This window comes from Pseudomonas mandelii (assembly GCF_900106065.1).
Taxonomy (GTDB): Bacteria; Pseudomonadota; Gammaproteobacteria; order Pseudomonadales; family Pseudomonadaceae; genus Aquipseudomonas; species Aquipseudomonas mandelii.
In genome coordinates, this window is the sequence record NZ_LT629796.1 from 3,109,916 (window position 1) to 3,134,636 (window position 24,721).

Below are 24,721 nucleotides of genomic sequence, written 5' to 3' on the forward strand. Positions count from 1 at the left end.
CTGCGAGAGCAGGACAAGATTCGTCGCGAGATCTTGAACTGAGAGAAACACCACTCGCGAGTGCCTGAGCGCCGCCGTACTGGGCACGTGCAAGAACATTGATGAAACTCCAGTTGCGGAGAAACTGGAGCATGACGGTTCGAATTCAGAATCGGTGAACTGTTTTCAGCAGTCATCACAAAGATGATTGATGATTGATGATTCCTGGAGCCCTAAAGGGCGAGGATATTTGATAGTTTCTTAAACCGTACGCGCGAGGATCATCACAAGGCCGCCCGTCTAAGGCATTGCCCGCTGGGGGGGGCGGGCTAGTACCAAACATTTGGATTGGTGCTGACCACTGTTTACACGCGGGGTGATCATTGCACGCCGAAGAGGTGACCGGCAGGGAGGCGGTCACATACAGACGCCTCTGGTCCTATTGCGTCCAACCTCTCTGGACCTCCCCAGGATGCGCCCCAATGATCATATCCCGTGAACGTCTAGCCAGCCTGTTGATTGACACCAAAGAGGCCCTCGATCTTGAGGTCAAGAACTGGCTTGACCTGCAAGGCTTCAACCATGACAAAGCCTGCCACTCCCCTCAAAGATTGAAAGCGAGAGGTCAAGTTTCCCGCGCCGTGACACCTTTCCTCGCATAGCTTAAAATCCGTGCCTTTAATGGATCTATCAACATGCTTCGTTCGGTGCCCTTATACACAGTTGTCCGACGCTTGGTTGCTGATAGAGTCAGATGGTCCACCCTACATGAGTAATGTAGTTCATGTGCTCGGTTCCCTGAGTATTACCAAACGATGGGCATATGGCATCCCCCCCCCTCTACGTGCGATGCCAACCAGCAACTCTACAAGCCAGTAAATCCAGGCAGGACGCGTTAGCAGCATGATGCGTCATCGCACAATCGAATGATCAGGATGAGGCTCAAGGTGATTAGTAAAACCGTCTCAGTAAGCTTGGTGGTACCCGTTTATAAAAGCGCCAGTACGCTCCCGCAATTTTACGAGCGTGCACGCGCGACTCTTGATCAGATCTGCGAAGACTGGGAGGTTATTCTTGTGGATGACGCGAGCCCAGACCAGACGTGGCTTGCCGCTCTGGCACTTCACGAACAAGACCACAGAGTCAAAGTCGTTCGCTTCGCGAAGAACAAGGGACAACAACACGCTACGCTGTGCGGCATCGGCTATGCCTGCAAACGATTTGTCGTGACAATCGACGATGACCTGCAGTGCTTCCCGGAAGACCTCCCACTGTTTATTGATCAACTTCAAGCCGGCAAGCATGTCGTCATCGGAAAGATCCCGATGGCTGAAAAACAGCATAGCGCCTGGCGCAACATGGCTTCGCGCATTAACCAAAAACTGGTTAGCAAGATCATGGGCAAACCGACCGGTTTCAGCCTCTCAAGCTACAGGGCCATGAGTCAACAGGTGGCAAGACAGCTCGTCAGGTATCAGGGTTCGCACCCACATATCGCCGCGATGCTTTTTAATTCGGTGCCCGTCAGCATGATGGCGAACGTGAGCATTCGCCACGCGCCGCGCGCCGATGGCGGCCCGAGCACTTACTCTCTTGGCAAGATGTTCAAAACGCTTTCGTTCCTTATCGTCAATTACTCCCTGTTACCACTTCGCTACGTGTCGATCTGGGGCTTTTTGGTCAGCGCGTCGAGCATTTTTTTCGCTATGTATATTCTGCTGCGCACCCTCCTGACCGATCATATAGTGCCCGGCTGGGCGTCGCTGGCGATTTTGCTGTCATTCCTCGCCGGCAACATCCTTCTGGCTCTAGGTGTGCAAGGCGAGTACCTCGGAAGACTGGTCGAAAATGCAACCCACCTCAGTCAATTCCCCATTATTGAAGAGCATGTGGAGTAATGATGGCATCCGCTTATCGCGTCGTGGATTATTTCCCTGCTGAACACATTTTAAACAATGGGGTATTTGCACACCTCGACGAAATCGATGCGCAAACGCCAGGCGCACTGGTGTACTGTCAGAACTTGCACTATTTGCAAAAAGCTTTGGCTACACCCAATGTCGCGTGTGTCTTATGCCCCGAAAATTTAAAAAATGAAGAGTTTGCGACTGAAAAATCAATTGTATTCTGCGCCGACCCACGCACCTCTTTTTTCCGCCTCTACAACCGTTTGAGTGAAGATACTGAGTACGCAACTGCGCAAGCACCGAGCATCGGCGAAAATTGCACGCTGCACCCCAGCGCCGTTATCTCGCCACTGGCCACACTGGGTAACAATGTGGAAATTTCAGCAAACGTGGTGATCGAAGGTCTCGTCGAGATCGGAGACGATGTCTACATCGGTTCAAATGCCGTTGTAGGCGCCGAGGGCTTGATCACGCTACGCAACGACAACGGCACGCTGATGGTGGTCAAACATCAGGGCGGTGTACGCATTGAATCGGGTTGCCAGATACTTGCTGGCGCAGTAATCGCGAGGTCCTTGTTCCAGCAGCCGACAACCATCAGAGAAAACTGCCAGATCGGCATCATGACCAACATTGGTCATGGCGCCGTGATTGGCAAGAACTCTGTGATTTCTGGCAATACCGTTATTGCAGGACGCACACGCCTGGGGACCGGCGCATGGGTTGGCGCCTCTTGCTCCATCGCACAGGGCCTTGAGATTGGCGACGCGGTACAAATAAAAATGGGCTCGGTTGTCATCGGCGACATCGCGCCAAACAGCGTCATTTCTGGAAACTTCGCAATCAATCACAGGGCTAACATGACAGCCCACCTCAGGAAACAAAAGTGATGCACTTCATCGAGCTATCACTGGGATTCAAAGGCGAACGAACCTACATACAAGGGGCCGACATGCTCAATGCCACGATGCAGGCCATCACTCGCCACGCACCGCACGCACGGATCGAAAAGCTGGACTTCAGAATCAGTAGAATGACCAACCACCTACTCACCTGTCACTGGTGGCCTAGATCAACCCCTCGATCATTGCCGGGTGAGGCTGTCGCTACGTTCACCTTTCAACTCGATTGTATTGATCATGAAGGCAAATTGATCCAAGCCGAAGGTTGCGCCGATACACGATGTGCTTACGACGAGTCGCTGGTTGAAAAACAATGTGTTTTCACACCCGCCCATCGGTCAGTGAGCCTGACCACCATGCCAGATGACTTCTCTCCGATCGAAGTGCTGGTATCCATGAACAAGGCACTGCATCTCAAGGAATTGAGCATACCCAGTGGCAGCCAGTGGGTTTTTTGTCGCTGGGAAAGCCCGAAGTGGCCGCCGTGTTCTGACTTGAGCGGGGTAGGGCTGACACTTGAGCAGACGCTGGGCACTCGATTGACCCGTAGTCGCATTGAGCTCAGTGCAGAACATATCGGCATGCTTTACTTCAGTGCCCTCAAAGTCGAGTAGCCTACCGCTGGCATACGAACCTTGCAGCAAGGCGAGGCGACAGTTCAGCGAGGCTTGTGGCTCGACGATCAACACTACACGCCTCTCTCGACAACTGCTAATGTGCGACATCTTTTTGAAGCTGGCAACAGAGCAGCCCCCCTCTGTTGCATGGAGTGTGGCAACATGACCACCGTTCAGCTCAGTAGCCTGCAGACAACCTCGTCAACTGCCAGCAATGCCACCAAGCTTCCCTCCCGCAGTACAAACGTACCGGTCGGGGTAACTACAACACCTATACGATGAATTACTAACCATGCCCCAGACAAAAGAACAACTTATCAACATTATTTCCCAGGCTGATGTTGTAGCAGATGCCTCAACGCTACGCGACAATATTAGCCTCAGCGACCAGGGTGTTGACTCTCTCGGCATGTTCAATATCATTCTGTCTATCCAGGATCACTACGTCATCGAGATACCTGACGAGGATATTGAAGGCCTTAAAACCATCAATGATCTGGCCAATTACATAAAATCAAAACTGCAATAACCGACATCCCTTGTCATGTAGGGGAGGCAGACAATATGTACACTCTCCCTCATGCCGTTCTTGACCGTGACAGGGTTTTCTACATAGCGTTAGCCTAACCTTCCTACGTTGAGCACCCTGCATGCCTTTGACGTTTTTGAAATTGTTGATCGCGTTTTTTTTCTGTGCATTTCTCATACACACATTTGACCTTAAGCTAACGGCATTAATCAGCGACATTATAGCATGGCACTACCTTGCGCTGGCTGCTGTTATCCCAATCACTTTGAGTTCTTTTTTTTCTGCCAACCGCTGGCAAGTGTTCCTGCGGCTCAATTCGATTGACGAAGCGTTAACAAACCTCTGGAAAATAAATCTGATCTCTCAATTTCAAGGTTTGATTTTACCCTCAACACAGGGAGCGGATGCCTTTCGTATGCTTCACATCGAACGACGCCACCCGAAAAAGCGGGGTACCGCAGGCAGTACGGTAATTATTGAGCGCATGATTGGACTATTGGTGTTATGTACCTTTACGCTTTTTGCCCTGCCCTTCTTACCTGCATCAGACAACTACACGCTGCTCATCATAACCATCGGTGCCGTCAGCAGCATAGCAGTAGTGACCCAAATTATATTGACCAGCAAAAAAACCTATGCACTTTATAGCCGCCGCACCGTCAAAAATTCGTTACTTTCTCTATTGCTGGGGTATATTCAAAAGCTTCATGCCAGCACGATAAACTTCCCCTACCGGCAGGCGCTCACGTCATCCCTGCTTTTTATCTGCTGTTATCAAATATCTCTGATATCGGTAGTTTATCTAGTATTTCGTGCCTATGGTTATGACATCCCCTTCATTCAGCACTTTGCTCTCTATCCAGTCATCGCCATCCTGACCATGGTTCCAATAACAGTGGGCGGGCTTGGGGTGCGCGAAGGTTTTTTTGTTTATTTTTATGGTCTACTAGACGTACCAGCCAATATAGCTGTAGGCGCCTCCCTGGCAAACTACACTCTAATGGCCCTGATCCCTGCCACTTGCGGTGGCTTTATTTACATGTGGGATACTATTCGGGAAAATCGCCAGAAGGACAGAGACTAAAACAGAGAGCCAGATTGATGCCCCCAGATCGCACCCCGCTCCCCAAGTCCGCCTTTGAGGTGCTTGCCCTGGCAGAGGCACGCCACTGGTGGTTTCGCGCCCGTAACCGCGTGATCATTTGGGTGCTGAAATCTCGCATCGGCAAAATCCGGAATTTCCTGGAGATTGGTTGTGGTACCGGCCTTGTGCTGGAAGGGACTCACCAGGAATTTTCCGAAACGACACTCACCGGCACCGAGTTTTTCGATGAAGGCCTAATACATGCACGTCGACGCGTGCCCGGCGCAAGCTTTGAAAAGCTGGACGCGCGCGCCATGAACGATGCAGAGCGATTTGATGTAATTGGCGCTTTTGATGTCATCGAACATATCAATGAAGATGAACAGGTACTGGCGAACCTTTCCCGCGCACCGCATAAGGATGGTCATCTATTGCTGACCGCTCCCCAGCACCGCTGGCGGTGGTCCGCTGCGGATGAACGTGCCTGTCATGTGCGCCGCTACACTCAACGCGAGCTTTTCGACAAGGCTGGCCGCGCCGGCCTTGAGGTTCAATACGTCACATCCTTTGTCGCCCTGCTCGTCTCCTTGATGTGGCTGGCACGACAGCGGTCAAAAAAATGCGGAAGTAAACAGCGAGTTCGATATTTCTGACCGGACCAATCGGCTCCTTGAATTCGTTATGAAGATACAGTTTGACCTTTTGAAGGTAGGTATCACCTTTCCTCTCGGCGGCTCACTCTTGCTGTTAGCCAAAAAACAATAATCTGGAGACCTACAGTGAGCGACGTTAAAATCCCCTTCAATCGCCCTTTCATGACGGGAAAGGAACTTTACTATATTGCAGAAGCGAAGTTCCTTAATAAGCTTGCTGGTGACGGCCCCTTCACTCGACGTTGCCATCAGTGGCTTGAACAGTACACCGCCACCGAAAAGGCACTGTTGACGCACTCTTGTACTGCTGCCCTGGAAATGTCAGCCCTATTGCTCAATATTGAACCTGGGGATGAGATCATCATGCCCTCTTACACCTTCGTTTCCACTGCCAACGCTTTTGTATTGCGCGGTGGAATACCGGTGTTTGTCGATATCAGAGAAGACACACTGTAAGCGCTCCATGAACCCCACATTCAAAGCGCTTAGCTGATGCCGGATGCTGTGCTCCCGATTCTCTCAGGAGGCCAGCTCGTCATGATGCGACCCGACGCCAAAGTTCAAAAAGTTTATCTCTACCCCAAGCCCGTGGACTTCAGAAAGTCCATTGATGGCCTCGCTGCGCTGGTCGAGCTGGACATAAAAGTGGCGGTGTTCGACCCCGTGCTTTTTGTATTCCTGAATCGCCACCGTAACCGGGTGAAAATCCTCTACTGGGAGCGCAATGGCTTCTGCCTTTGGCTTAAGCGCTTGGAGTCTGAGCGTTTTAAAACATCACCCGATGCCGCCGACGAGGCCATCGTGTTGACGGTTCAGGAGCTGAACTGGCTGCTCGACGGTTTTGACCTGTGGCGCAACCGCCCTCATCAAGTTTTGACTCCAAGATTCGTCGCCTGACCGGTATAATCCGGGCATGAATTTAATGCCCGAAGACCTCCCAGATGACCCTGTTCTGCTCAAGCAAATGTTGCTTGAGGCGCTCAGCCGTCAGCAGGTTACGGCTGAGGCATACCAGACTCATATCGTCGATCTGAAAGAACAGATCAAGCTGCTGCGCGACCGCCTGTTCAATCGTAAATCTGAGCAGACCGTTGAACCCAATACCCCGCAATTGGCGCTGTTCAACGAGCCCGAAAGCGAGCCGATGCCTTCCGTCGGCGACGCTGACGAAGAAGTTGTGGCTCCGGCGCCACGTCGCGGCAAGCGCAAGCCTCTGTCGGCCGATCTGCCGCGTATCGAAGTCATCCACGAACTGCCCGAGCACGAACTGACCTGTGCCTGCGGTTGCCGCAAGCATGTGATCAGCGAAGAAGTCAGCGAACAGCTGGATATCGTGCCGATGCAGATCCGTGTCATCAAACATATCCGCAAGGTTTACGGTTGCCGTGGCTGCGAAACGGCACCGGTCACCGCCGACAAACCGGCTCAACTGATCGAAAAGAGCATGGCCAGCCCGAGCGTTCTGGCCATGTTGCTGACCACCAAGTACGTCGACGGCTTGCCGCTGCATCGTTTCGAGACGGTGTTAAGTCGACACGGTATCGATATACCAAGGCAAACACTGGCGCGCTGGGTGATGCAGTGCAGCGAACACTTTCAGCCACTGCTGAACCTAATGCGCGACCGATTACTGGAAAGCCCGGTGATCCATTGCGATGAAACCCGTGTTCAAGTATTGAAAGAGCCAGGTCGAGACCCGACCAGCCAATCCTGGATGTGGGTACAAACCAGCGGTCCGCCAGATCGTAAAGTCGTGTTGTTCGACTACACGTCCAGCCGTGCGCAGGAGGTTCCGTTGCGTCTGCTGGAAAGTTATCGCGGCTATGTGATGACCGATGATTACGCGGGCTATAACGCCTTGGCGTTGCAGCCGGGGGTTGAACGGCTGGCCTGCATGGCCCATGCGCGCCGCAAGTTGGTCGAGGCTCAGAAAGTGCAGCCGAAGGGCAAGACGGGACGTGCCGATATCGCCCTAACAATGATCAACAAGCTGTATGGCATCGAGCGCGAGCTCAAGGACAGCGATGATGAACAGCGTTTAATCGGCCGTCAGCAAAAGAGCGTACCGATCCTGGCTCAGTTGAAAAGCTGGTTGGAGAAAACGCAGCCCCAAGTCACGCCACAAAGTGTGCTGGGCAAGGCTGTTAACTATCTTGCCAACAACTGGAACCGGCTGGAGCGGTACGTGGAAGCCGGCTTTTTACCGATCGACAACAATGCGGCCGAACGGGCGATAAAACCGTTCGTTATCGGTCGTAAGGCGTGGCTGTTCAGCGACACGCCCAAAGGCGCTACCGCCAGTGCTCAGATCTACAGCCTGGTGGAGACCGCCAAGGTCAACGGCCAAGAGCCTTATACGTGGCTACGCCACGTACTGGAGCAGTTACCACATGCGCAGTCGGTCGCGGATTATGAAGCGCTGCTGCCGTGGAACTGTTCGCCAGAGATACGACGTTAAGCCTGACCCTATCGTGGGGGGGGGTGGATCGTACGCTATCGAGACCTTTCGATATCCTTTGCTGTACCGCCAAATCCACTCAACACGTAATAGACTCGGTACGTTTTTTGGGCCTCCAAAGCCCTGTAAAAACGGAAAATCCTACCCCCGGTACAAAAATAGTCCTACCCCTGGTACAGGTCAAAAATGGCTCACATGAGCACAGATGGGGCGTACTTCTCCATTTTCGTGGCATTTATGTGGCATTTGAATGGCACTTAAATACCACAGAAATAGGGCCCATCTTTTGTGCCACCTGAAATACCTGGCCTTGGCATTTTTATGCCACTGAAATAACCAAACTTTGGCATTTTTGTGCCACTAAAATAGCCAAACATTGGCATTCTTATGCCAGCAAAATGGTAGGTGAGCTATTTATGTGCCACAGGTAGAGAAATATACGGGGCACCGCGTCTGGGATCAGGTGGTAACTTTGAATGCGGGGTTCATGGAGCGCTTACGACACACTGAACCTGGACGAACGCTTGATTGAGGCTGCGATTACACCTCGCACCAAGGCAATCGTTCCGGTTCACTACGCTGGCGTCGCATGCGAAATGGACACGATTATGGAGATCGCCCGCCGGTACGGTCTCCGCGTGGTTGAGGATGCTGCGCAGGGGGTCATGGCCTCCTATAAAGGAAGAGCCTTGGGCAGTATTGGTGATCTGGGTGCATATAGCTTCCATGAAACCAAGAACGTGATATCCGGCGAAGGGGGTGCGCTATTGGTTAACGACCCGACACTGTCATTACGCGCCGAGGTTATTCGGGAGAAAGGTACGGACCGCAGCCGTTTCTTCAGAGGTGAAGTGGACAAGTACACTTGGCAGGAAGTCGGTTCTTCCTACCTGCCAGGTGAATTGACCGCCGCTTTTCTTTGGGCCCAGCTGGAAGAGGCACAGTCGATTACACAAAATCGCCTGGACAGCTGGAACCACTATCACCAAGCGCTCGAAGGGCTTGAATCGACAGGCGCAGTACGCCGCCCGATCATTCCGGCAGATTGCACACACAATGCACACATGTACTATGTCTTGCTTGCTCCCGGCATCGATCGCCAACGCACGCTAGAGAAACTTAAACACGACAATATCCACCCTGTGTTCCATTACGTACCGCTGCATTCCTCTCCGGCAGGACTGCGCTATGGCCGACAACATGGCGCGATGACAAATACAGACACCCTGTCGGAGTGCTTGATTCGCTTGCCACTGTGGGTGGGGCTGACAACGGAACAACAGGCAGGTATCGTCGACTCGCTACAGCGCGCCGTATCCTGAAGAGGACACGCAGCGTGCAATTGCTGATCTGCACACTGCGTAGCTGCACCCATGACATTGGACGCACGGTATATCCTGACCAGTAGATAAATGAACTAACCGCTCAGCACACTAGTGGCCCGACCTCTACTTTTGGCGAGTACTAAAAATGGGGGTTTACCGGGCGAACTGGCGTAACGAAGTGATTTTATAGGCTCGCTTCAGGTAGTCAGAGCGCATTTCAGCACATCTGAGGCCTTACCCGGAGTTTCCAGAGAGCTTTCAGGTTCGATGGATACAATGCAGGTTCAATGCTGGGATTGGGCTACCATTGGCGCCGATTAATAAGCCTTTACTGACGAAGATAGAATAATCGTTTTTTAAATCGACTGGGTGTTGAAGAATGAGAGCTGTTTTAACAAATAAAATTCCAATAATTGTTCTGGTATTGTTTTTTGCTGTATTACTGAGCGGGGTATTTCTTCCGGTTTACTCCGATGAAGTCATGACAAAATTCAGGGTTGCGCGGCTATTTCTGGAGGACGGAAATGCGGTTACCCTTTATCCACAATGCACAACAACTGCCGGGCGGACAGTTTCATGGGTATTTTATCCGGCCGGCATATTACTGTCGGCGATCTATGCCCACTTGGGTCCTCTTGGCTTGAGAGTGAGCGGGATTTCTTTATCGCTGATCTGGTTTGCCTTACTCGCTTATTGGTGCTTGACGCAGGCACGTGATACTGGAGGGGCTCTTCAGCGCTTCGCTGGATTGGTGGCGGTGGCTTCTTTGGGTATCCTACCCTATCTGTGGGCCTTGTCGCGTCCTGAACAACTTCTGATGCTGCCGATCCTTGTGCTTTGCTTGTTGGCACTGTTCTTCAAGGAGCAGAAGTCTGCGCACGCGCAGGTGGCAATGACTGTTGGGCTTGCATTGTTGCTGACATTATTTTTCTATGCTCACCCGAAGAGCATGTTCTATGCGCCATTCGCGCTAGCGGCCGTGTGGTTCGCGACGGCAACGTACCACAAAGCGATTCGCTATGGCTTGTGGCTGTTCGTCGTGGTTCTGTGCATTCAGAACTTTCACTATTTCAGCGCTCTGGCGGGCTGCCAGGATGCGCCGAACATTCAAAAAATGCTGGCGTTCAACACATTGTTACCGGGTATGCTGTTCTCTGCACCAGCTGAGTTTGTCAGCGCAGCTTTCAATAATTTAATGAGCTTCCCTGACCGGTTGTTGATACATCTGACCTTTAATGAAACTTTTCAATCGGGCTGGCTGCCTCCTATGGTCGGTAGCTTTGAAGCGTTGCCGTACCTCAATCTTGCCATTTATTACTCTCTGTACGCGTTTATTATCGGAGTCCACGTTGTAAGTATCGCGGTATTTCTGTTGCAACTGGTTCGCCGCCAAGTGTCTGCGTCTGTCGTGCTGGCGCTGTTATTGGTCGGCGCAGATTTAATCAATGCGTTTTTTTACAACATACAGAATTTTTATGCAGCTAATCAATTCATGCCTGTATCGATCATCATCGCAGTCCTGTTGATGCACTCCCGGCGCGCAGTGAAGCTGAGCAACACACCCACACTAATAGCCTATTCACTGTTATTGCTGCTTTCCATGGCGTCGATGGTGACACTGTTAACCCTCGTGACCCCTGCCATCACACGTAACTCCTCCTTCGCGCAATCGAGTTTGCCCGGGCAGCCGCTTTCGATTCCGGTGCTGGGATCTCAGCTTCACTTGGATTCAATCAGTAAGCTGGGGGTGTCATGTGGTATTCCTGCGGAGTCGGCAGAAAATGTCGTAGTGGACCACATGACATATTTTGCCTTTTTGCGCGACAAGCAACCGATCCACGTGCTCTACGTGTCTGAAATCGGCTACGGTGGCGACTTGAGCAACGGAAGGCTGCTGCCATTTCTCAAAGGACTGAATAGCCCAGGCCTGGTCACGCGTTGCGAATGGGTGCCGTCTGAATTCCGGCAGGCGCAGGAGAAGGACGATATGGGTTACTGTTGTGTCAATTTCGGCAAGCTCTGACTTGCGTACCGGCTTTAGTGCTATCGGCACCCCGGAATCGGGGGGCCGAGAAGTTTCGATGCATGAGGCAATTGCGCGACCAACCGCCCCAACTTCGAACATGCCGTTCTTGGCTAGACTGCAAAAATGTGTGAACCCCAGAAAATCGAATGTTTCCGGTTTCTCCTCGCCACGTTTCTTACAATCTTCGCCTGCATATCTACCAAAGCGCAGTAACCGTGCTTTCTCTGGGTGTTGGGTCAGGTTGAATTGGGTAAGTCGAGCTTCCAACGCATGGTGAAAACTCCATGCGTCTTCATGCCTTTTCAAATCCAAGCACATTGTCCTCAGCGCACCGCACGTCAATCATTTCACCTCTTGCTTTATGTCCACTCTATTGCCTCTATTGTTATTACTCGTGGTGGCAGAGTGTAGAAAAGGGGTAAGCGCCCCATAAACCACACATGGCAAAAAACGATGTGTGTATTTAGCGCGAGATAGGCGGGGAGCCGTTCCATGGCAGCAAGGCTTCGAAGTCTTCAATCGCAGCTACCAGCGGAAAGCGCTCCAGTACGTAGCGTAGTCACGTATTTCCATACCCGCTTCAACGGTTAAGAACAGTAACCCCGCTTGATCGATAGACACATCACGCCTCGAAGTTTGGCTTCGGGCGTCTCCCACGTTTCGCCATCGACCCCCGGCGTCCTGCGACCCCGGTTCTCCGTGACTCGCCGCACAACTAGGGTTATAGAGCATCTCGATATAATCGAAAATATCGTTCCGGGCTTCTTCTTCGCGCGGTCCATAGATTTTTTTTCGGATTCGCTCCCGCTTCAATGCTGGAAAAAGCTCTCTGCAGCGGCGTTGACGTGGCTGATCCCACGACGGCTGATACTGCTGACCACGTTGTTAGCCTTCAGGAAGCTTTGCCAGTCGAGCTACTGAACGGACTTCCTTGGCATGAGTGAATCAACACAGATCTCTTGTGCCATCGAAATCGAGTCGATGGAGCAGCGGCGTACCCAACGCTTAGGTGTGGGTCAAAGATGTCGTTTCATATTCAGCCCGCATTCTGCGTGGCTTTCAGGCATTAAAAAGCCGGCTTGTGGCCGGCTTCTCGGGGACTGGCTTGGTTCATTTTTGGTAAACCTCACCAGCCTTCAAAACGTACACCCGGATCTTGCGTCCGGCTGTGGGACTCGGCGAGAAAGTCATCTGCCTTGTCGGTGCGATCAGAGCCGCGGGGCGGGGTGATGCGCAAATGTGGGGCGCAGCATACTGATTTTTTCGGGGAATTCCCAGTGCGGTGTGCGTCTTAGAGCTATCGGAGCTCGGGATTAAGTGACCCGGCCGGAATTTTAGCGTGAATGTTCCGCCCTCACCGCGAGCAGGCTCGCTCCCACATGGATTGCGCAGTGCCTGTGGGAGCGCTCGCGATGAATACGGCGCGGTGCTACAAAAACGGCACCGCCGGCCGCCGTTTGTTCAGGGTCGACCACCAGAACACCCAGCCCAGCACCCTGATGTTCTGCTTATCAATCTGCTCGGCATTGAAGATTTCATCCGGGTGTTCAGCTTTGTTGTAGCTGCGCAGCCGCAGGGCGTTGCCGGGCATCCGGTGCAGGTATTTGATTCGCAGCATCCCGTCGTGCTCGATGGCATAGATTTCCCCGTCAATCACTTTGGTCAGTCCGCGGTCGATGGCCAGGGTGGAGCCGTCCTCAATGCGCTCGCCCATGCCGTTGCCGATCATGTGGACGCAGAAGACATCCGTGTATTTGATTTCCAGGGAGTCGAGGTGGCTTTTGGGCAGGCGGATGAATTGGCCGGGGTCTTCGGCGACGTGGGTTTTACAGGACCCCGGGGCGATGGGGATTTCCTTGAAGAGGGGCAGTTTGACGTCGGTGGGCTCGACCACCGTGTAGATGCCGCGAATGGCCTGGGCGTCGAAGGTGTTGCCGGCCTCGTCGAGAAGGCGCAGGTGTTTGGAGTCTTGTGGGCCTTCACCTGTTTTGAGCCAGTCACTGTTTACCGAGAGTAATCTGGAGACCTCTTCCATGCGGTAGGCGGGCACACCGCGGGTGTACCAGTTATGGATATTTTGCGGCTCCGTGTCGAAGAAAGCGGCAAATCCTGTCGTCGTTATTTTCGCTTTTTCGAGGAGCGCTTTAAACCGTGGGCCGCTAGTGTTCTTTTTCATAAACACGAGTCTACGGCTGCTGCGCCGGGCTTTGAATAAACGAGCCGTTCAAATTTCGAGGGAAATTTACGACCGGATGTAAGACGTATTTGGAACAAATTAAACAAGAAAAAACGTAGCGTTCTGAAATTAAACGCTGCGTTTAAAAGGCCCTTGATAGACGCCCACAAAAAACCCCGGATCAACCGGGGTTTTTTTTAAGTCGTCACAGGCGCGAGGCTAGTGGCGTCTCAGCCTTTGTAGGCTGCAACCGACTTGGTGATGGCGTCGCGAGCGGCATCTGCACCGGCCCAGCCTTCGATTTTCACCCATTTGCCTTTTTCGAGATCTTTGTAGTTCGCGAAGAAGTGCTCGATCTGCTGAATCAGCAGGGGTGGCAGGTCGGTGTATTCCTTGACGTCGACGTACAGCTGGGACAGCTTGTCGTGTGGGACTGCGATGACTTTGGCATCGCCGCCGCCGTCGTCGGTCATGTTCAGGATGCCGACCGGACGAGCGCGGATCACCGAGCCTGGCGCTACCGGGTAAGGGGTAACGACCAGCACGTCGAGGGGGTCACCGTCGTCGGCCAGGGTGTTCGGGATGTAACCGTAGTTGGCCGGGTAGAACATCGGGGTGGCCATGAAACGGTCAACGAACAGGCAATCGCTGTCTTTGTCGATTTCGTACTTGATCGGCGCGTGGTTGGCCGGGATCTCGATCGCGACGTAGATGTCGTTCGGCAGGTCTTTGCCAGCCGGAATCTTGCTGTAGCTCATTGGGCGGTGCCCCCGTTAGTTGACCAAAAACACTTGGCCGGATTGACCAAAAAGTGGCGGCGATTATAGGCATATTCCGCCACCGTTGCTATGTGCCAGAGGTCGTGTAGACCCGAGTGCCCAGCCTCACCGATACTGTTGCTTTTTGACGGCGTCCGTTGCGGTCATGCTGCGTTGCCGCTCCTCGCCATAGCCAGCTATGACTCGTCGCGGCGCCTTGCCTGACCACAACGACCACTCGTCAAAAGAGCAACGTATCGGTGAGGCTGGGCACTAGTCGTGTGCTTGATAGACCGGGTTCTCGGCCAGAAGTTGCCGCAGCCGGGCCAGCGGGTCCTGGCGGTAAAACAGCTTCAGTTGCTCATAGACCTGAGGATACGCCTCGTGCAGCAAATCCGGGGCGCTGAAGAAGTATTCGCTGGTGACGGCGAAGAATTCGGCGGGGTTTTCCGCCGCATAGGGATCGATGGCCGTTTCGGCGTCCGGATTGCGGTCAAGGTGCCGATTGAGGTCGTCGTAGGCGTGTTGCATGACCTTGGCCCACTCGCTGACCCGCATGTCGGGGTGCAGCGGCGGCAAGCCGTTGGCGTCGCCGTTGAGCATGTCGAGTTTGTGCGCGAGCTCGTGGATCACCAGGTTGTAGCCTTCCCAGCCGCCGCTGGCCATCACACCGGGCCAGGCAAGGATGATCGGGCCTTGCTGCCAGGCTTCGCCGCTGTGTTCGCCGTCCCACTCGTGTTCGACACCGCTGGCATCGCGATGCCGTTGGGGGCTGAGGAAGTCGTCGGGGTAGAGGACGATTTCGTGGAAACCCTGATACCAGTTCAGATCGCCCAAGTGCAGCAGTGGCAGTTGCGCTTGAGCGGCGAGCAACAGGCGTTGTTCCTGATGGAGTTCGACGCCGGGCAGGGCGGTCAGGTGTTTATCTTCCAGGAACAGCACGCAGGCTTCACGCAGCCATTGGTCTTCGGCGGCGCTGATGCCGTCAAGAAAACTCAAGTGATGGCGCACCCGCTGCCACACGTCGTCGTCAATCGGGTGTCTGGCCAGGATGCGCCGGCGACGCCAGGCGCTCAGGGACCACATCGCGAGTCAGCGCGATTGGGTTTTGGACGCGGCGTTGCCGAAACGGCTGCGGACCACGCCGATGATCATCGGTACCAGCGACAGCAGGATGATGGCCACCACCAGCAGCGAAAGGTTTTTCTTGATGAACGGCACGTTGCCGAAGAAGTAACCCAGGGTCACCAGACCGCCGACCCACAGAATGGTGCCGAGCACACTGAAGGCAAAGAAACGCGGGTAAGGCATTTTGGCGACGCCGGCGACGAACGGTGCAAAAGTGCGGATGATCGGCAGGAAGCGCGCCAAGGTCACGGTCTTGCCACCGTGCTTGTCATAGAAATCGTGGGTCTGTTGCAGGTAGTCGCGACGGAAGATTTTCGAGTTCGGGTTGCTGAACAGGCGTTCGCCCGCTGTTCGGCCGATGACATAGTTGGTGCTGTCACCGAGGATCGCTGCGAGCATCAGCAAACCGCCCAGCAACACCGGGTCCATGCCGCCGCCGGCCGCAACGGCGCCCGCGATGAACAGCAGCGAATCGCCCGGCAGGAAGGGCATCACCACCAGACCGGTTTCGCAGAAGATCACCAGAAACAGGATGGCGTAGATCCATGGCCCGTAGTTGTTCACCAGCAAATCGAGATAAACATCGAGATGCAGGATAAGGTCGATCGGGTTGAAATCCATGGAAGGGCACCTGTGGTGACGGCCGGACTCAGCAGGCCTGTGCGGATGACTTCGCGAAAGCCTACAGACGAGTGTAGTTTTTCTTACAAGCCGAAAAGGCCGGCATTATACGGGCTGAGTGATGAAGCGCGCGTCGAGATTGTAGCGGGGGATGTCTATGGCGCGGCCGGAAGTCTGGTGACAATAAATAACCCTTTCTGTGATGAACGAGCGCGCTCCCTCATCACAGAAGTCAGGATCAGAGCTCGTCGCTGATCGGCAATACGTAGTTCTTGAACTCGGTGTCTTCCTTGAACCCGATGGATTCGTAGGTTTTCTGCGCCACTTCGTTATTGCTGCTGGTGGAAACGCGCATGCGCACGGCATTGGTCTCCTTGGCCATTTTCTTCGCGGTGCGAATCAGGTTGTCGGCCACCAGCTGGCGGCGGGCGTCTTCGGCGACATAGATGTCGTTGAGGATCCACACGCGCTTGAGCGAAAGGGACGAAAAGCTCGGGTACAACTGACAGAAACCCATCAGCTTGTCTTTGTCATCGGCCAGCGCCAGATAGATCACCGATTCCTTGCGGCGCAGACGTTTTTCAAGGAATGCCCGGGAGGAGTCTGGATAAGCAAGGGAGCCATAAAACTCGCGATATTTGACGAACAACGGGGTCAGCAGGTCCAGGTGTTCGAGGGTCGCTTGAATAATCCGCATCGATAGGTCTCGTCTTCAAGTGGCTGTCTTCACGTGCTCTGACGGCGAACGGTTCTTCACTCGGGCAGCCGTGCATCGATCCTGCCTGAAACCGGAACAGAAACGCAATGCGGAAACGGTTCAGTCATTCGGCGGGCTCAGTAGGAAATTACCTTTCATGTCCGCACCTGCGTCCGACTCCAGCGTCTGAACCTGGGCTTCGTCCTTCAGATTGACCCCCGACAACTGGCGGCGGCAAGCCTCGCGCATCAGGTACAGCAAGCGGTGTGCCGCCATTGCGTAGCTCAGGCCCTCGAGCCGGACATTGGAGATGCAGTTGCGGTAGGCGTCCGTCAGCCCGACCTTTGGATTGTAGGTGAAATATAACCCCAGGCTGTCCGGCGAACTGAGACCCGGGCGTTCACCGATCAGGATCACCACCATTTTTGCGCCGAGCAGTTCGCCAATCTCGTCGGCCACCGCGACCCGCCCTTGTTCCACCAGCACCACCGGTGAAACGGACCAGCCTTCAGCCTCGATTTGCTCCTGCATCCGCGCCAGAAACGGCAAGGTATGGCGATGAACGGCCAGCGCCGACAAGCCATCGGCGACCACGATCACCAGGTCCACGCCACCCGGGTTCGCCTGCGCGTATTCGCGCAGGGTCTGCGCCGATTCATCGCTCAACTTTCGCCCAAGATCGGGCCGCTGCAAGTAACTGTCCCGGTTCGTGGCGGCACTGTGCAGCAGCAAACTCTCGCGCCCGACCTCGGCCAGTTGCGAGCTGAGGCCGGCATGATCGAACGGCAAGTGCACCGCGTCCCGGGCTTGTGCGTGGGCGTACTGGAAATCCAGTTGCGCGCTGGTCGGCATGCTGGTGCCGGTGCGGCCCAGGGCAATCCGCGCCGGGGTCAGGCGACGCAGTTCCAGCAACGGATTCTCTGGGTCAACAGGTGGTTTATCCATTTCAACGCTCATCCCAATTGCGCCATGGCTTGACGGAAGGCCGGCGGCAGGCTGTCGCCGAAGTGAATCTTGCCATCCGCCTGGGTCAGGATGCCCATTCTCGCCAGCCATTGTTCGAACTCCGGCGCCGGTTTCAGGCCCAGGGTCTGGCGGGCGTAAAGGGCGTCGTGGAACGAGGTGGTCTGGTAGTTGAGCATGATGTCATCGGAGCCGGGGATGCCCATGATGAAGTTGATCCCGGCGACGCCCAGCAGGGTCAGCAACGTGTCCATGTCGTCCTGATCGGCTTCGGCGTGGTTGGTGTAGCAGATGTCGCAGCCCATCGGTACGCCGAGCAGCTTGCCGCAGAAGTGATCTTCAAGGCCGGCGCGGATGATCTGTTTACCGTTGTAGAGGTATTCCGGGCCGATGAATCCTACGACGGTGTTGACCAAAAACGGCTTGAAATGACGCGCCACAGCGTAGGCACGGGTCTCGCAGGTCTGTTGATCGATGCCGTGGTGGGCGTTGGCTGACAGGGCACTGCCCTGGCCGGTCTCGAAATACATCAGGTTCTGGCCCAGGGTGCCGCGATTCAAGCTCAGCCCTGCGTCGTAACCTTCCTGCAGGACATTCAGGTTGATGCCGAAACTGGCGTTGGCCGCTTCGGTGCCGGCGATCGACTGGAACACCAGGTCCAGCGGAACCCCGCGATTGATCGCCTCGATGGAGGTGGTGACGTGGGTCAGCACACAGGCCTGGGTCGGGATTTCGTAGCGCTGAATGATTGCGTCGAGCATTTCCAGCATGGCGCAGATCGACGCGATGCTGTCGGTGGCCGGATTGATGCCGATCATCGCGTCCCCGTTTCCATACAGCAGGCCGTCGAGAATGCTCGCCGCAATGCCGGCCGGTTCGTCGGTGGGGTGGTTGGGTTGCAGGCGCGTGGATAAACGCCCGCGCAAGCCCATCGTGCCGCGGAATTTCGTGACCACGCGGATTTTCTGCGCCACCAGCACCAGATCCTGCACACGCATGATCTTGGAGACAGCGGCGACCATCTCCGGGGTCAGCCCGGGCGCCAGGGCGCGCAGGCTCTGTTCATCGGCCGCGTCGCTCAGCAGCCAGTCGCGGAAGCCGCCGACGGTGAGGTGGCTGACGGCCATGAACGCATGTTTGTCATGAGTGTCGATGATCAGTCGGGTGACCTCATCAGCCTCATAGGGAATCAGTACTTCCTGCAGGAAGTGAGTCAGCGGAATGTCAGCCAGGGCCATTTGCGCCGCTACGCGCTCACCATCGTTGAGGGCGGCGACGCCGGCCAGAAAATCCCCGGAGCGCGCCGGACTGGCCTTGGCCATAACGTCCTTGAGGCTGTCGAAACGGAAGGTCAGGGCGCCGACCGTGTGAGCAAAACTTGCCATACAGATTCTCCGTGACGGCGCAGACAGGGCCTGCGCCGTAATTTCTGGCCGTTAGTGCAGGGCTTTTTCAGCGTTCTGAATGGCCGCGAATTCTTCTTCGGGCGTGCCTGCTACCAAGTGATGCCGACTGTAGAAAGCAAAGTAAGCAATTAACACTCCATAGATGATCGCAGCGCCAATCACTACGCGTGGGTCTACCAGAAAACCCGCTACTACGGCGATGCAAGCCAGCACCAACGCTACACCGGAGGTGAAAATACCGCCGGGCGTGCGATAGGGCCGATCCATTTTGGGGCGTCGAATGCGCAGAGTGATGTGCGCCGCCATCATCAGGACGTAGGAAATGGTCGCACCGAACACCGCTACCAGAATCAGCAAGTCACCCTGACCGGTCAGTGACAAGCCGAATCCGATGATGCCGGGGATAATCAGAGCCAGTACGGGCGCCTTGCTCTTGTTGGTTTCTGACAGTTTGCGCGGCAGGTAGCCGGCGCGGGACAGTGCGAAGATCTGTCGCGAATAGGCGTAGATGATCGAGAAGAAACTGGCAATCAGCCCGGCCAGGCCCACCAGATTGACGAAGTGGCCCATCCAGGTCGAGCCGCCATAGGCCTTGCTCAATGCTTCGACCAACGGATTGCCCGAGGTCAGCAGTGCATTGGCGCCCGCACCGCCCGGGCCGATGACCAGAATCAGCAGGGCAAAGCTCACCAGCACCAGCATGGCGCCGATCAAGCCGCGGGGCAGGTCGCGTTTCGGGTTTTTGGTTTCTTCTGCTGCCAACGGCACGCCTTCGACAGCGAGGAAGAACCAGATCGCGTAAGGAATTGCCGCCCACACGCCGACGTAGCCGAAAGGCAGGAAGCTGCTGGCGCCCTTGGCGTCAGTCACCGGGATGTCGAGGAGATTGGCGACGTCGAAGTGCGGCACCATCGACACCAGGAACACGCCCAATGCCAGCGCGGCGATGGCGGTGATAACGAACATCAGTTTCAGGGCTTCGCCGACCCCGAAAATGTGAATGGCGATAAAGATGATGTAGAACGCCAGGTAAATCATCCAGCCACCAATGCCGAACAGTGACTCGCAATAGGCGCCGATAAACACCGCGATCGCCGCCGGAGCGATGGCGTATTCGATCAGGATCGCGGTGCCGGTCAGAAAACCGCCCCACGGTCCGAATGCGCTACGGGCAAAACCATAGCCGCCACCCGCGGTAGGGATCATCGACGACAGTTCCGCCAAGGAGAAGCACATGCACAGGTACATGGTCGCCATCAGTAACGTAGCGAGAAACATGCCGCCCCAGCCACCCTGGGCCAGGCCGAAGTTCCAACCCGCGTAATCGCCGGAGATGACGTAGGCCACGCCCAGACCCACCAGCAGGACCCAGCCTGCTGCACCTTTTTTCAGTTCCCGTTGTTGGAAATAGTCGGAGCCGACTTTTTCAAAGTCGACCGAGGAGGTAGCCGGCTGCACGCTGGCTTGATCGCTAGGCATAGGTTTCACCTGTTCTTATTGTTTTTGACCGGCGTGGTTGCCGGGTGGGAGCGAAGGCCCAATGTGCAGGCAAGCCCACTCCCAAGGAGAGTGGCTTGCCTGCGACAGTCGGTTTAGAAGAAGCCCAACGGATTGATGTCGTAGCTCACCAGCAGGTTTTTGGTCTGCTGATAGTGATCGAGCATCATCTTGTGAGTTTCACGGCCGACGCCGGACTTCTTGTAACCACCGAACGCGGCATGCGCCGGGTACAGGTGGTAGCAGTTGGTCCACACACGACCGGCCTTGATCGCTCGGCCCATGCGGTAGGCGCGGTTGATGTCGCGGGTCCAGAGGCCGGCACCCAGGCCGAACTCGGTGTCGTTGGCGATGGCCAGGGCTTCGGCTTCGTCCTTGAAGGTGGTGATGCTCACCACCGGGCCAAAGATTTCTTCCTGGAACACGCGCATTTTGTTGGTGCCCTTGAGCAGGGTCGGCTGGATGTAATACCCGGTCGCCAGGTTGCCCTCGAGTTTTTCCACCTTGCCGCCGGTCAGCAGCTCGGCGCCTTCGCCCTTGGCGATTTCCAGGTACGACAGGATTTTGTCGAATTGCTGCTCGGACGCCTGGGCGCCAACCATGGTGTCGGTGTCCAGCGGATCGCCACGTTTGATCGACAGCACTTTCTTCATCACGACTTTCATGAAGTCGTCGTAGATCGACTCCTGCACCAGCGCGCGGGAAGGGCAGGTGCAGACTTCGCCCTGGTTGAAGAACGCCAGCACCAGGCCTTCAGCGGCTTTTTCGATGAAGGAAGGTTCGGCCTTCATGATGTCTTCGAAGAAGATGTTCGGCGACTTGCCACCCAGCTCCACGGTGGACGGAATGATGTTTTCGGCGGCGCATTTCATGATGTGCGAGCCGACCGGGGTCGAGCCGGTGAAGGCGATCTTGGCGATGCGTTTGCTGGTGGCCAGGGCTTCGCCGGCTTCTTTGCCGAAGCCTTGAACGACGTTCAGCACGCCGGGCGGCAGCAGGTCGCCGATCAGCTCCATCAGCACGGTGATGCCCAGCGGGGTTTGCTCGGCAGGCTTGAGCACCACGCAGTTACCGGCGGCCAGGGCCGGGGCGAGTTTCCAGGCGGCCATCAGGATCGGGAAGTTCCACGGGATGATCTGCCCGACCACGCCCAGCGGTTCGTGGATGTGATAGGCCACGGTGTTGCCATCGATCTCGGCGGCGCTGCCTTCCTGGGCGCGGATGCAACCGGCGAAGTAGCGGAAATGGTCGGCGGCCAGCGGGATGTCGGCGTTGAGGGTTTCACGCACGGCTTTGCCATTGTCCCAGGATTCGGTGATTGCCAGGACTTCCAGGTTCTGTTCAATGCGGTCGGCGATTTTCAGCAGCACCAGCGAACGCGCCTGGGCGGACGTGGCGCCCCAGGCATCGGCAGCGGCGTGGGCGGCGTCCAGGGCTTTGTCGATGTCTTCGGCCGTGGAGCGCGGGAATTCGGCAATTGATTGGCCATTCACGGGCGAGGTATTGGTGAAGTACTGACCTTTGACAGGCGCGACGAACTCGCCGCCGATGTAGTTACCGTATTTGCTCTTGAACGAAACGATAGCGCCTTCAGTACCGGGGTGAGCGTAACGCATGGTGATTTCTCCTTGGCTTTTTGTGCTTATAAGGGAGAGCGCATGTGCGCTTGCTATAAGCGTAGAGCAAAGGTCGGGCCACTGCCCTGCAGGTCAGGCAAATCAAGGTCTTGCGCTTTTTTTTGTCGGACGGGCGGGCGGCGCCTGTGACGATTCCGGTACAGCCCTCGTGACACTTTGTACCGCTTGTGGCACAGCTTGTGACCGGGCGGTCTTGCCAGCATTGCAATGCGCCGATGGCTGGAGGATGCTGGGCCACAAGATGTGTGTCAGCCCTTGATGGGGTTCAGCACAGCTCTCGGAGAGAACAATAAGAAATGCACGACAATCATTTGAGTCGCCATGCCCAACAAGTCTTGACCGTCACCCAGGGCAAATCCCACCTGCACGGTCCTGGCAGCGACCCGTCCATCGCACGTTCATGGCTGCGCTGCCTTGAGGATTATCACCTCGACCCGGCCCTGACGATGGCGCCCACTGTGCTGGAACACGGCCGGGTGCTGGAAAGCCGCGAACGCTTGCAGCAAGTGCTGCACATCGCCGGCAGCGAAATGACCAGTCTGCATCAGCAACTTTCCGGCGCCGGCCACGCCGTGCTGCTCACCGACGCCCGTGGGGTGATCCTCAACTGCGTCACCGCACCCGCCGAACGGAAAATCTTCGAGCGCGCCGGCCTGTGGCTTGGCGCCGACTGGAGCGAAGCCTGCGAAGGCACCAACGGCATCGGCACCTGCCTGGTGGAGCGCCAGTCGCTGACCATTCACCAGGATGAACACTTTCGCGGCCGCCACACCGGCCTGACGTGCTCGGCGAGCCCGGTGTTCGACCCTCACGGCGAGCTGCTGGCGGTTCTCGATGTGTCCTCGGCGCGTCACGAAGTCTCACGTCAAAGCCAGTTCCACACCATGGCCCTGGTCAATCTCTCGGCGAAGATGATCGAGAGCTGCTATTTCCTGCGCTACTTCGACAATCAATGGTTGCTGCGCTTTCACCTGCAAGCCGAATCCGTCGGGCTGTTCAGCGAAGGCTTGCTGGCGTTCGACGGGGAAGGGCGGATCAGCGCGGTCAACCAGAGTGCGCTGAACTTGCTGGGGCATATTCGCGGTGGATTGCTGGGCAAGCCGGTGGAGGCGTTTTTCGATTGCTCGCTGGATGACTTGCTCGGCCGCGCCAGTGTCAACGCCAGCGCCAGTTGGCCGTTGCGCACCCGTGATGGGCGGAGTCTGTTTGCCGTGTTGCGCGGGCAGCCGCGCAGCATTCCGGTGCCGGTGGTGCCAGGTCCGACAATTGCCGAGCGTCCGCGCCTGTCGGGCATCTGCCTGGGCGATGCCGCGTTGCAGGAAGATTTCCGCAAATCCTTGAGAGTTTTCGAGCGAGACGTGCCGCTGTTGATCAATGGCGAAACCGGTTCCGGCAAAGAAGCCTTTGCCAAAGCCGTGCATCAGGCCAGCCAGCGGGCCGACAAGGCCTTCGTCGCCCTGAACTGCGCGGCGATCCCTGAAAGCCTGATCGAGAGCGAACTGTTTGGTTATCGCGGCGGCAGCTTTACCGGCGCGCGCAAGGAAGGCATGCGCGGCAAGTTGCAGCAGGCGGACGGCGGCACACTGTTCCTCGATGAAATCGGCGACATGCCGTTGGCGTTGCAAACCCGGCTATTAAGGGTGCTGGAAGATCGTCAGGTGGTGCCGATTGGCGGCGAGCCAGAGTCGGTCAATGTGCGGATCATCAGCGCCACTCACCGCCATTTACTGGAGCGGGTGCAGGACGGCAGCTTCCGCGAGGATTTGTATTACCGGCTCAATGGGCTGGAGATCGCATTGCCGGCGTTGCGTGAGCGAAGTGATAAATCGCAGTTGCTTGATTTTCTGCTGGCCGAGGAAGCGGGCGCAGAGACGGTGCTGATCGATGAGCCGGCCCGGCAAGCCTTGCTGGGTTTCGCCTGGCCGGGGAACGTGCGGCAGTTGCGCAATGTGCTGCGCACCTTGGCGGCGTTGTGTGACGACGGGCGGATCGGGCTGGAGGATTTGCCGGTGATGATTCGTCAGGTTCGACCGGTGCCGGTTGTGGCCGTTGAAGAGACTTCCGAACATCCGCTGGACGATGCCGAGCGGCTGGCGTTGCTCAATGCGCTGGAGCAGACCCGTTGGCACATGACCCATACCGCCGAGCAGCTCGGCGTCAGCCGTAACACCCTCTATCGAAAACTGCGCAAACACGGCATCGCCCGCTAGGCACGCCGTCACACTGCAGGAGCGAGGCTTGCCCGCGAAGAACGATTACGCGGTGTACTGGCGGAATCGTGTTATGGCCTTCGCGGGCAAGCCTCGCTCCTGCAGGTTTTGCGTTGACCCGAAACAAAGGTGCGAATTTTCCCACCCT

Annotated in this window: 20 protein-coding genes and 4 pseudogenes; 13 read left to right on the forward strand and 11 right to left on the reverse strand. The window is 55.9% G+C overall.

The genetic code is table 11. From position 1 onward, the window contains the following. The first annotated feature begins 461 nt into the window (after nucleotides 1-461). The 12 genes and pseudogenes from BLU63_RS14230 (at nucleotide 462) to BLU63_RS14285 (ending at nucleotide 11,477) form a co-directional block, all read left to right on the forward strand. Nucleotides 462-641 carry a hypothetical protein gene (locus BLU63_RS14230; protein ID WP_083375669.1) on the forward strand — a complete coding sequence of 60 codons (180 nt, stop codon included), beginning with the start codon at nucleotides 462-464 and terminating at the stop codon, nucleotides 639-641. 285 nt (nucleotides 642-926) lie between these two features. Beyond that, nucleotides 927-1,877: a glycosyltransferase family 2 protein gene (locus BLU63_RS14235; protein WP_159454569.1), complete on the forward strand. Its 951-nt coding sequence runs from the start codon at nucleotides 927-929 to the stop codon at nucleotides 1,875-1,877. A 2-nt stretch (nucleotides 1,878-1,879) separates the two neighbouring features. Next, nucleotides 1,880-2,776: a DapH/DapD/GlmU-related protein gene (locus tag BLU63_RS14240; RefSeq protein WP_159454570.1), complete on the forward strand. Its 897-nt coding sequence runs from the start codon at nucleotides 1,880-1,882 to the stop codon at nucleotides 2,774-2,776. After that, nucleotides 2,773-3,402: a hypothetical protein gene (locus BLU63_RS14245; protein ID WP_144443450.1), complete on the forward strand. Its 630-nt coding sequence runs from the start codon at nucleotides 2,773-2,775 to the stop codon at nucleotides 3,400-3,402. The genes BLU63_RS14240 and BLU63_RS14245 overlap by 4 nt, the downstream gene beginning before the upstream one ends. A 295-nt stretch (nucleotides 3,403-3,697) precedes the next feature. Continuing rightward, on the forward strand, nucleotides 3,698-3,934 hold the full coding sequence (locus tag BLU63_RS14250) for an acyl carrier protein (RefSeq protein ID WP_083375673.1): 237 nt from the start codon (nucleotides 3,698-3,700) through the stop codon (nucleotides 3,932-3,934). A gap of 121 nt (nucleotides 3,935-4,055) precedes the next feature. After that, complete coding sequence (locus BLU63_RS14255) at nucleotides 4,056-5,018, forward strand: lysylphosphatidylglycerol synthase transmembrane domain-containing protein (RefSeq protein ID WP_083375674.1); 963 nt, start codon at nucleotides 4,056-4,058, stop codon at nucleotides 5,016-5,018. Between the two features lie 17 nt (nucleotides 5,019-5,035). Continuing rightward, complete coding sequence (locus tag BLU63_RS14260) at nucleotides 5,036-5,671, forward strand: class I SAM-dependent methyltransferase (protein WP_231990960.1); 636 nt, start codon at nucleotides 5,036-5,038, stop codon at nucleotides 5,669-5,671. A gap of 126 nt (nucleotides 5,672-5,797) precedes the next feature. Beyond that, nucleotides 5,798-6,124, forward strand: a pseudogene (locus BLU63_RS14265) (aminotransferase class I/II-fold pyridoxal phosphate-dependent enzyme); the annotation flags it as partial. Between the two features lie 84 nt (nucleotides 6,125-6,208). After that, nucleotides 6,209-6,568, forward strand: coding sequence for an IS66 family insertion sequence element accessory protein TnpB (gene tnpB / locus BLU63_RS14270; RefSeq protein ID WP_231990920.1), 360 nt, complete (start codon nucleotides 6,209-6,211; stop codon nucleotides 6,566-6,568). A 16-nt stretch (nucleotides 6,569-6,584) separates the two neighbouring features. Beyond that, nucleotides 6,585-8,129 (forward strand): IS66 family transposase, encoded by a 1,545-nt coding sequence (gene tnpC / locus BLU63_RS14275; protein ID WP_077750535.1) that lies wholly within the window; start codon nucleotides 6,585-6,587, stop codon nucleotides 8,127-8,129. A 500-nt stretch (nucleotides 8,130-8,629) separates the two neighbouring features. After that, nucleotides 8,630-9,451 (forward strand): annotated as a pseudogene (rffA, locus tag BLU63_RS14280) (dTDP-4-amino-4,6-dideoxygalactose transaminase); the annotation flags it as partial. A gap of 382 nt (nucleotides 9,452-9,833) precedes the next feature. Continuing rightward, nucleotides 9,834-11,477 carry a hypothetical protein gene (locus BLU63_RS14285; protein WP_231990961.1) on the forward strand — a complete coding sequence of 548 codons (1,644 nt, stop codon included), beginning with the start codon at nucleotides 9,834-9,836 and terminating at the stop codon, nucleotides 11,475-11,477. Between the two features lie 593 nt (nucleotides 11,478-12,070). Here BLU63_RS14285 and BLU63_RS14295 read toward each other — a convergent pair. The 11 genes and pseudogenes from BLU63_RS14295 to exaC form a co-directional block, all read right to left on the reverse strand. After that, nucleotides 12,071-12,226 (reverse strand): annotated as a pseudogene (locus tag BLU63_RS14295) (reverse transcriptase N-terminal domain-containing protein); the annotation flags it as partial. Continuing rightward, a pseudogene (locus BLU63_RS14300) lies at nucleotides 12,198-12,441 on the reverse strand (IS3 family transposase); the annotation flags it as partial. The pseudogenes BLU63_RS14295 and BLU63_RS14300, both read right to left, overlap by 29 nt. Before the next feature lie 468 nt (nucleotides 12,442-12,909). Next, a complete protein-coding gene (locus BLU63_RS14305) occupies nucleotides 12,910-13,656 on the reverse strand; it encodes a S24 family peptidase (RefSeq protein WP_077749225.1) in 747 nt (248 codons plus the stop codon). A 230-nt stretch (nucleotides 13,657-13,886) separates the two neighbouring features. Then, nucleotides 13,887-14,414, reverse strand: coding sequence for an inorganic diphosphatase (gene ppa, locus BLU63_RS14310; RefSeq protein WP_008052339.1), 528 nt, complete (start codon nucleotides 14,412-14,414; stop codon nucleotides 13,887-13,889). Between the two features lie 273 nt (nucleotides 14,415-14,687). Beyond that, nucleotides 14,688-15,500 carry a M90 family metallopeptidase gene (locus BLU63_RS14315; RefSeq protein ID WP_083375675.1) on the reverse strand — a complete coding sequence of 271 codons (813 nt, stop codon included), beginning with the start codon at nucleotides 15,498-15,500 and terminating at the stop codon, nucleotides 14,688-14,690. 6 nt (nucleotides 15,501-15,506) lie between these two features. Further along, nucleotides 15,507-16,163 carry a DedA family protein gene (locus tag BLU63_RS14320; RefSeq protein ID WP_010467341.1) on the reverse strand — a complete coding sequence of 219 codons (657 nt, stop codon included), beginning with the start codon at nucleotides 16,161-16,163 and terminating at the stop codon, nucleotides 15,507-15,509. Between the two features lie 238 nt (nucleotides 16,164-16,401). After that, nucleotides 16,402-16,860 (reverse strand): GNAT family N-acetyltransferase, encoded by a 459-nt coding sequence (locus BLU63_RS14325; RefSeq protein WP_010467342.1) that lies wholly within the window; start codon nucleotides 16,858-16,860, stop codon nucleotides 16,402-16,404. 120 nt (nucleotides 16,861-16,980) lie between these two features. Next, nucleotides 16,981-17,805: an ethanolamine ammonia-lyase subunit EutC gene (gene eutC, locus BLU63_RS14330; RefSeq protein WP_167362273.1), complete on the reverse strand. Its 825-nt coding sequence runs from the start codon at nucleotides 17,803-17,805 to the stop codon at nucleotides 16,981-16,983. A gap of 8 nt (nucleotides 17,806-17,813) precedes the next feature. Then, nucleotides 17,814-19,208 (reverse strand): ethanolamine ammonia-lyase subunit EutB, encoded by a 1,395-nt coding sequence (locus BLU63_RS14335; protein WP_083375677.1) that lies wholly within the window; start codon nucleotides 19,206-19,208, stop codon nucleotides 17,814-17,816. Nucleotides 19,209-19,259: 51 nt separating this feature from the next. Beyond that, entirely contained in the window at nucleotides 19,260-20,708 is a 1,449-nt protein-coding gene (eat, locus tag BLU63_RS14340; protein ID WP_077749222.1) for an ethanolamine permease, read from the reverse strand. A gap of 113 nt (nucleotides 20,709-20,821) precedes the next feature. Next, the gene (exaC, locus tag BLU63_RS14345; RefSeq protein ID WP_083375678.1) at nucleotides 20,822-22,342 is read right to left on the reverse strand and encodes an acetaldehyde dehydrogenase ExaC; all 1,521 of its coding nucleotides are present in this window, start codon (nucleotides 22,340-22,342) and stop codon (nucleotides 20,822-20,824) included. Between the two features lie 317 nt (nucleotides 22,343-22,659). Here exaC and BLU63_RS14350 point away from each other — a divergent pair, with 317 nt between their 5' ends. Then, the gene (locus tag BLU63_RS14350) at nucleotides 22,660-24,573 is read left to right on the forward strand and encodes a sigma-54-dependent Fis family transcriptional regulator (protein ID WP_010467347.1); all 1,914 of its coding nucleotides are present in this window, start codon (nucleotides 22,660-22,662) and stop codon (nucleotides 24,571-24,573) included. Nucleotides 24,574-24,721: the final 148 nt, after the last annotated feature.

Coding starts and splice junctions, on each gene's coding strand:
- BLU63_RS14230 (WP_083375669.1), top strand. CDS start 462: ATGATCATATCCCGTGAACGTCTAGCCAGCCTGTTGATTGACACCAAA.
- BLU63_RS14240 (WP_159454570.1), top strand. CDS start 1,880: ATGGCATCCGCTTATCGCGTCGTGGATTATTTCCCTGCTGAACACATT.
- BLU63_RS14250 (WP_083375673.1), top strand. CDS start 3,698: ATGCCCCAGACAAAAGAACAACTTATCAACATTATTTCCCAGGCTGAT.
- BLU63_RS14255 (WP_083375674.1), top strand. CDS start 4,056: ATGCCTTTGACGTTTTTGAAATTGTTGATCGCGTTTTTTTTCTGTGCA.
- BLU63_RS14260 (WP_231990960.1), top strand. CDS start 5,036: ATGCCCCCAGATCGCACCCCGCTCCCCAAGTCCGCCTTTGAGGTGCTT.
- tnpB (WP_231990920.1), top strand. CDS start 6,209: ATGATGCGACCCGACGCCAAAGTTCAAAAAGTTTATCTCTACCCCAAG.
- tnpC (WP_077750535.1), top strand. CDS start 6,585: ATGAATTTAATGCCCGAAGACCTCCCAGATGACCCTGTTCTGCTCAAG.
- BLU63_RS14285 (WP_231990961.1), top strand. CDS start 9,834: ATGAGAGCTGTTTTAACAAATAAAATTCCAATAATTGTTCTGGTATTG.
- BLU63_RS14305 (WP_077749225.1), bottom strand. CDS start 13,656: ATGAAAAAGAACACTAGCGGCCCACGGTTTAAAGCGCTCCTCGAAAAA.
- ppa (WP_008052339.1), bottom strand. CDS start 14,414: ATGAGCTACAGCAAGATTCCGGCTGGCAAAGACCTGCCGAACGACATC.
- BLU63_RS14315 (WP_083375675.1), bottom strand. CDS start 15,500: ATGTGGTCCCTGAGCGCCTGGCGTCGCCGGCGCATCCTGGCCAGACAC.
- BLU63_RS14320 (WP_010467341.1), bottom strand. CDS start 16,163: ATGGATTTCAACCCGATCGACCTTATCCTGCATCTCGATGTTTATCTC.
- BLU63_RS14325 (WP_010467342.1), bottom strand. CDS start 16,860: ATGCGGATTATTCAAGCGACCCTCGAACACCTGGACCTGCTGACCCCG.
- eutC (WP_167362273.1), bottom strand. CDS start 17,805: ATGGATAAACCACCTGTTGACCCAGAGAATCCGTTGCTGGAACTGCGT.
- BLU63_RS14335 (WP_083375677.1), bottom strand. CDS start 19,208: ATGGCAAGTTTTGCTCACACGGTCGGCGCCCTGACCTTCCGTTTCGAC.
- eat (WP_077749222.1), bottom strand. CDS start 20,708: ATGCCTAGCGATCAAGCCAGCGTGCAGCCGGCTACCTCCTCGGTCGAC.
- exaC (WP_083375678.1), bottom strand. CDS start 22,342: ATGCGTTACGCTCACCCCGGTACTGAAGGCGCTATCGTTTCGTTCAAG.
- BLU63_RS14350 (WP_010467347.1), top strand. CDS start 22,660: ATGCACGACAATCATTTGAGTCGCCATGCCCAACAAGTCTTGACCGTC.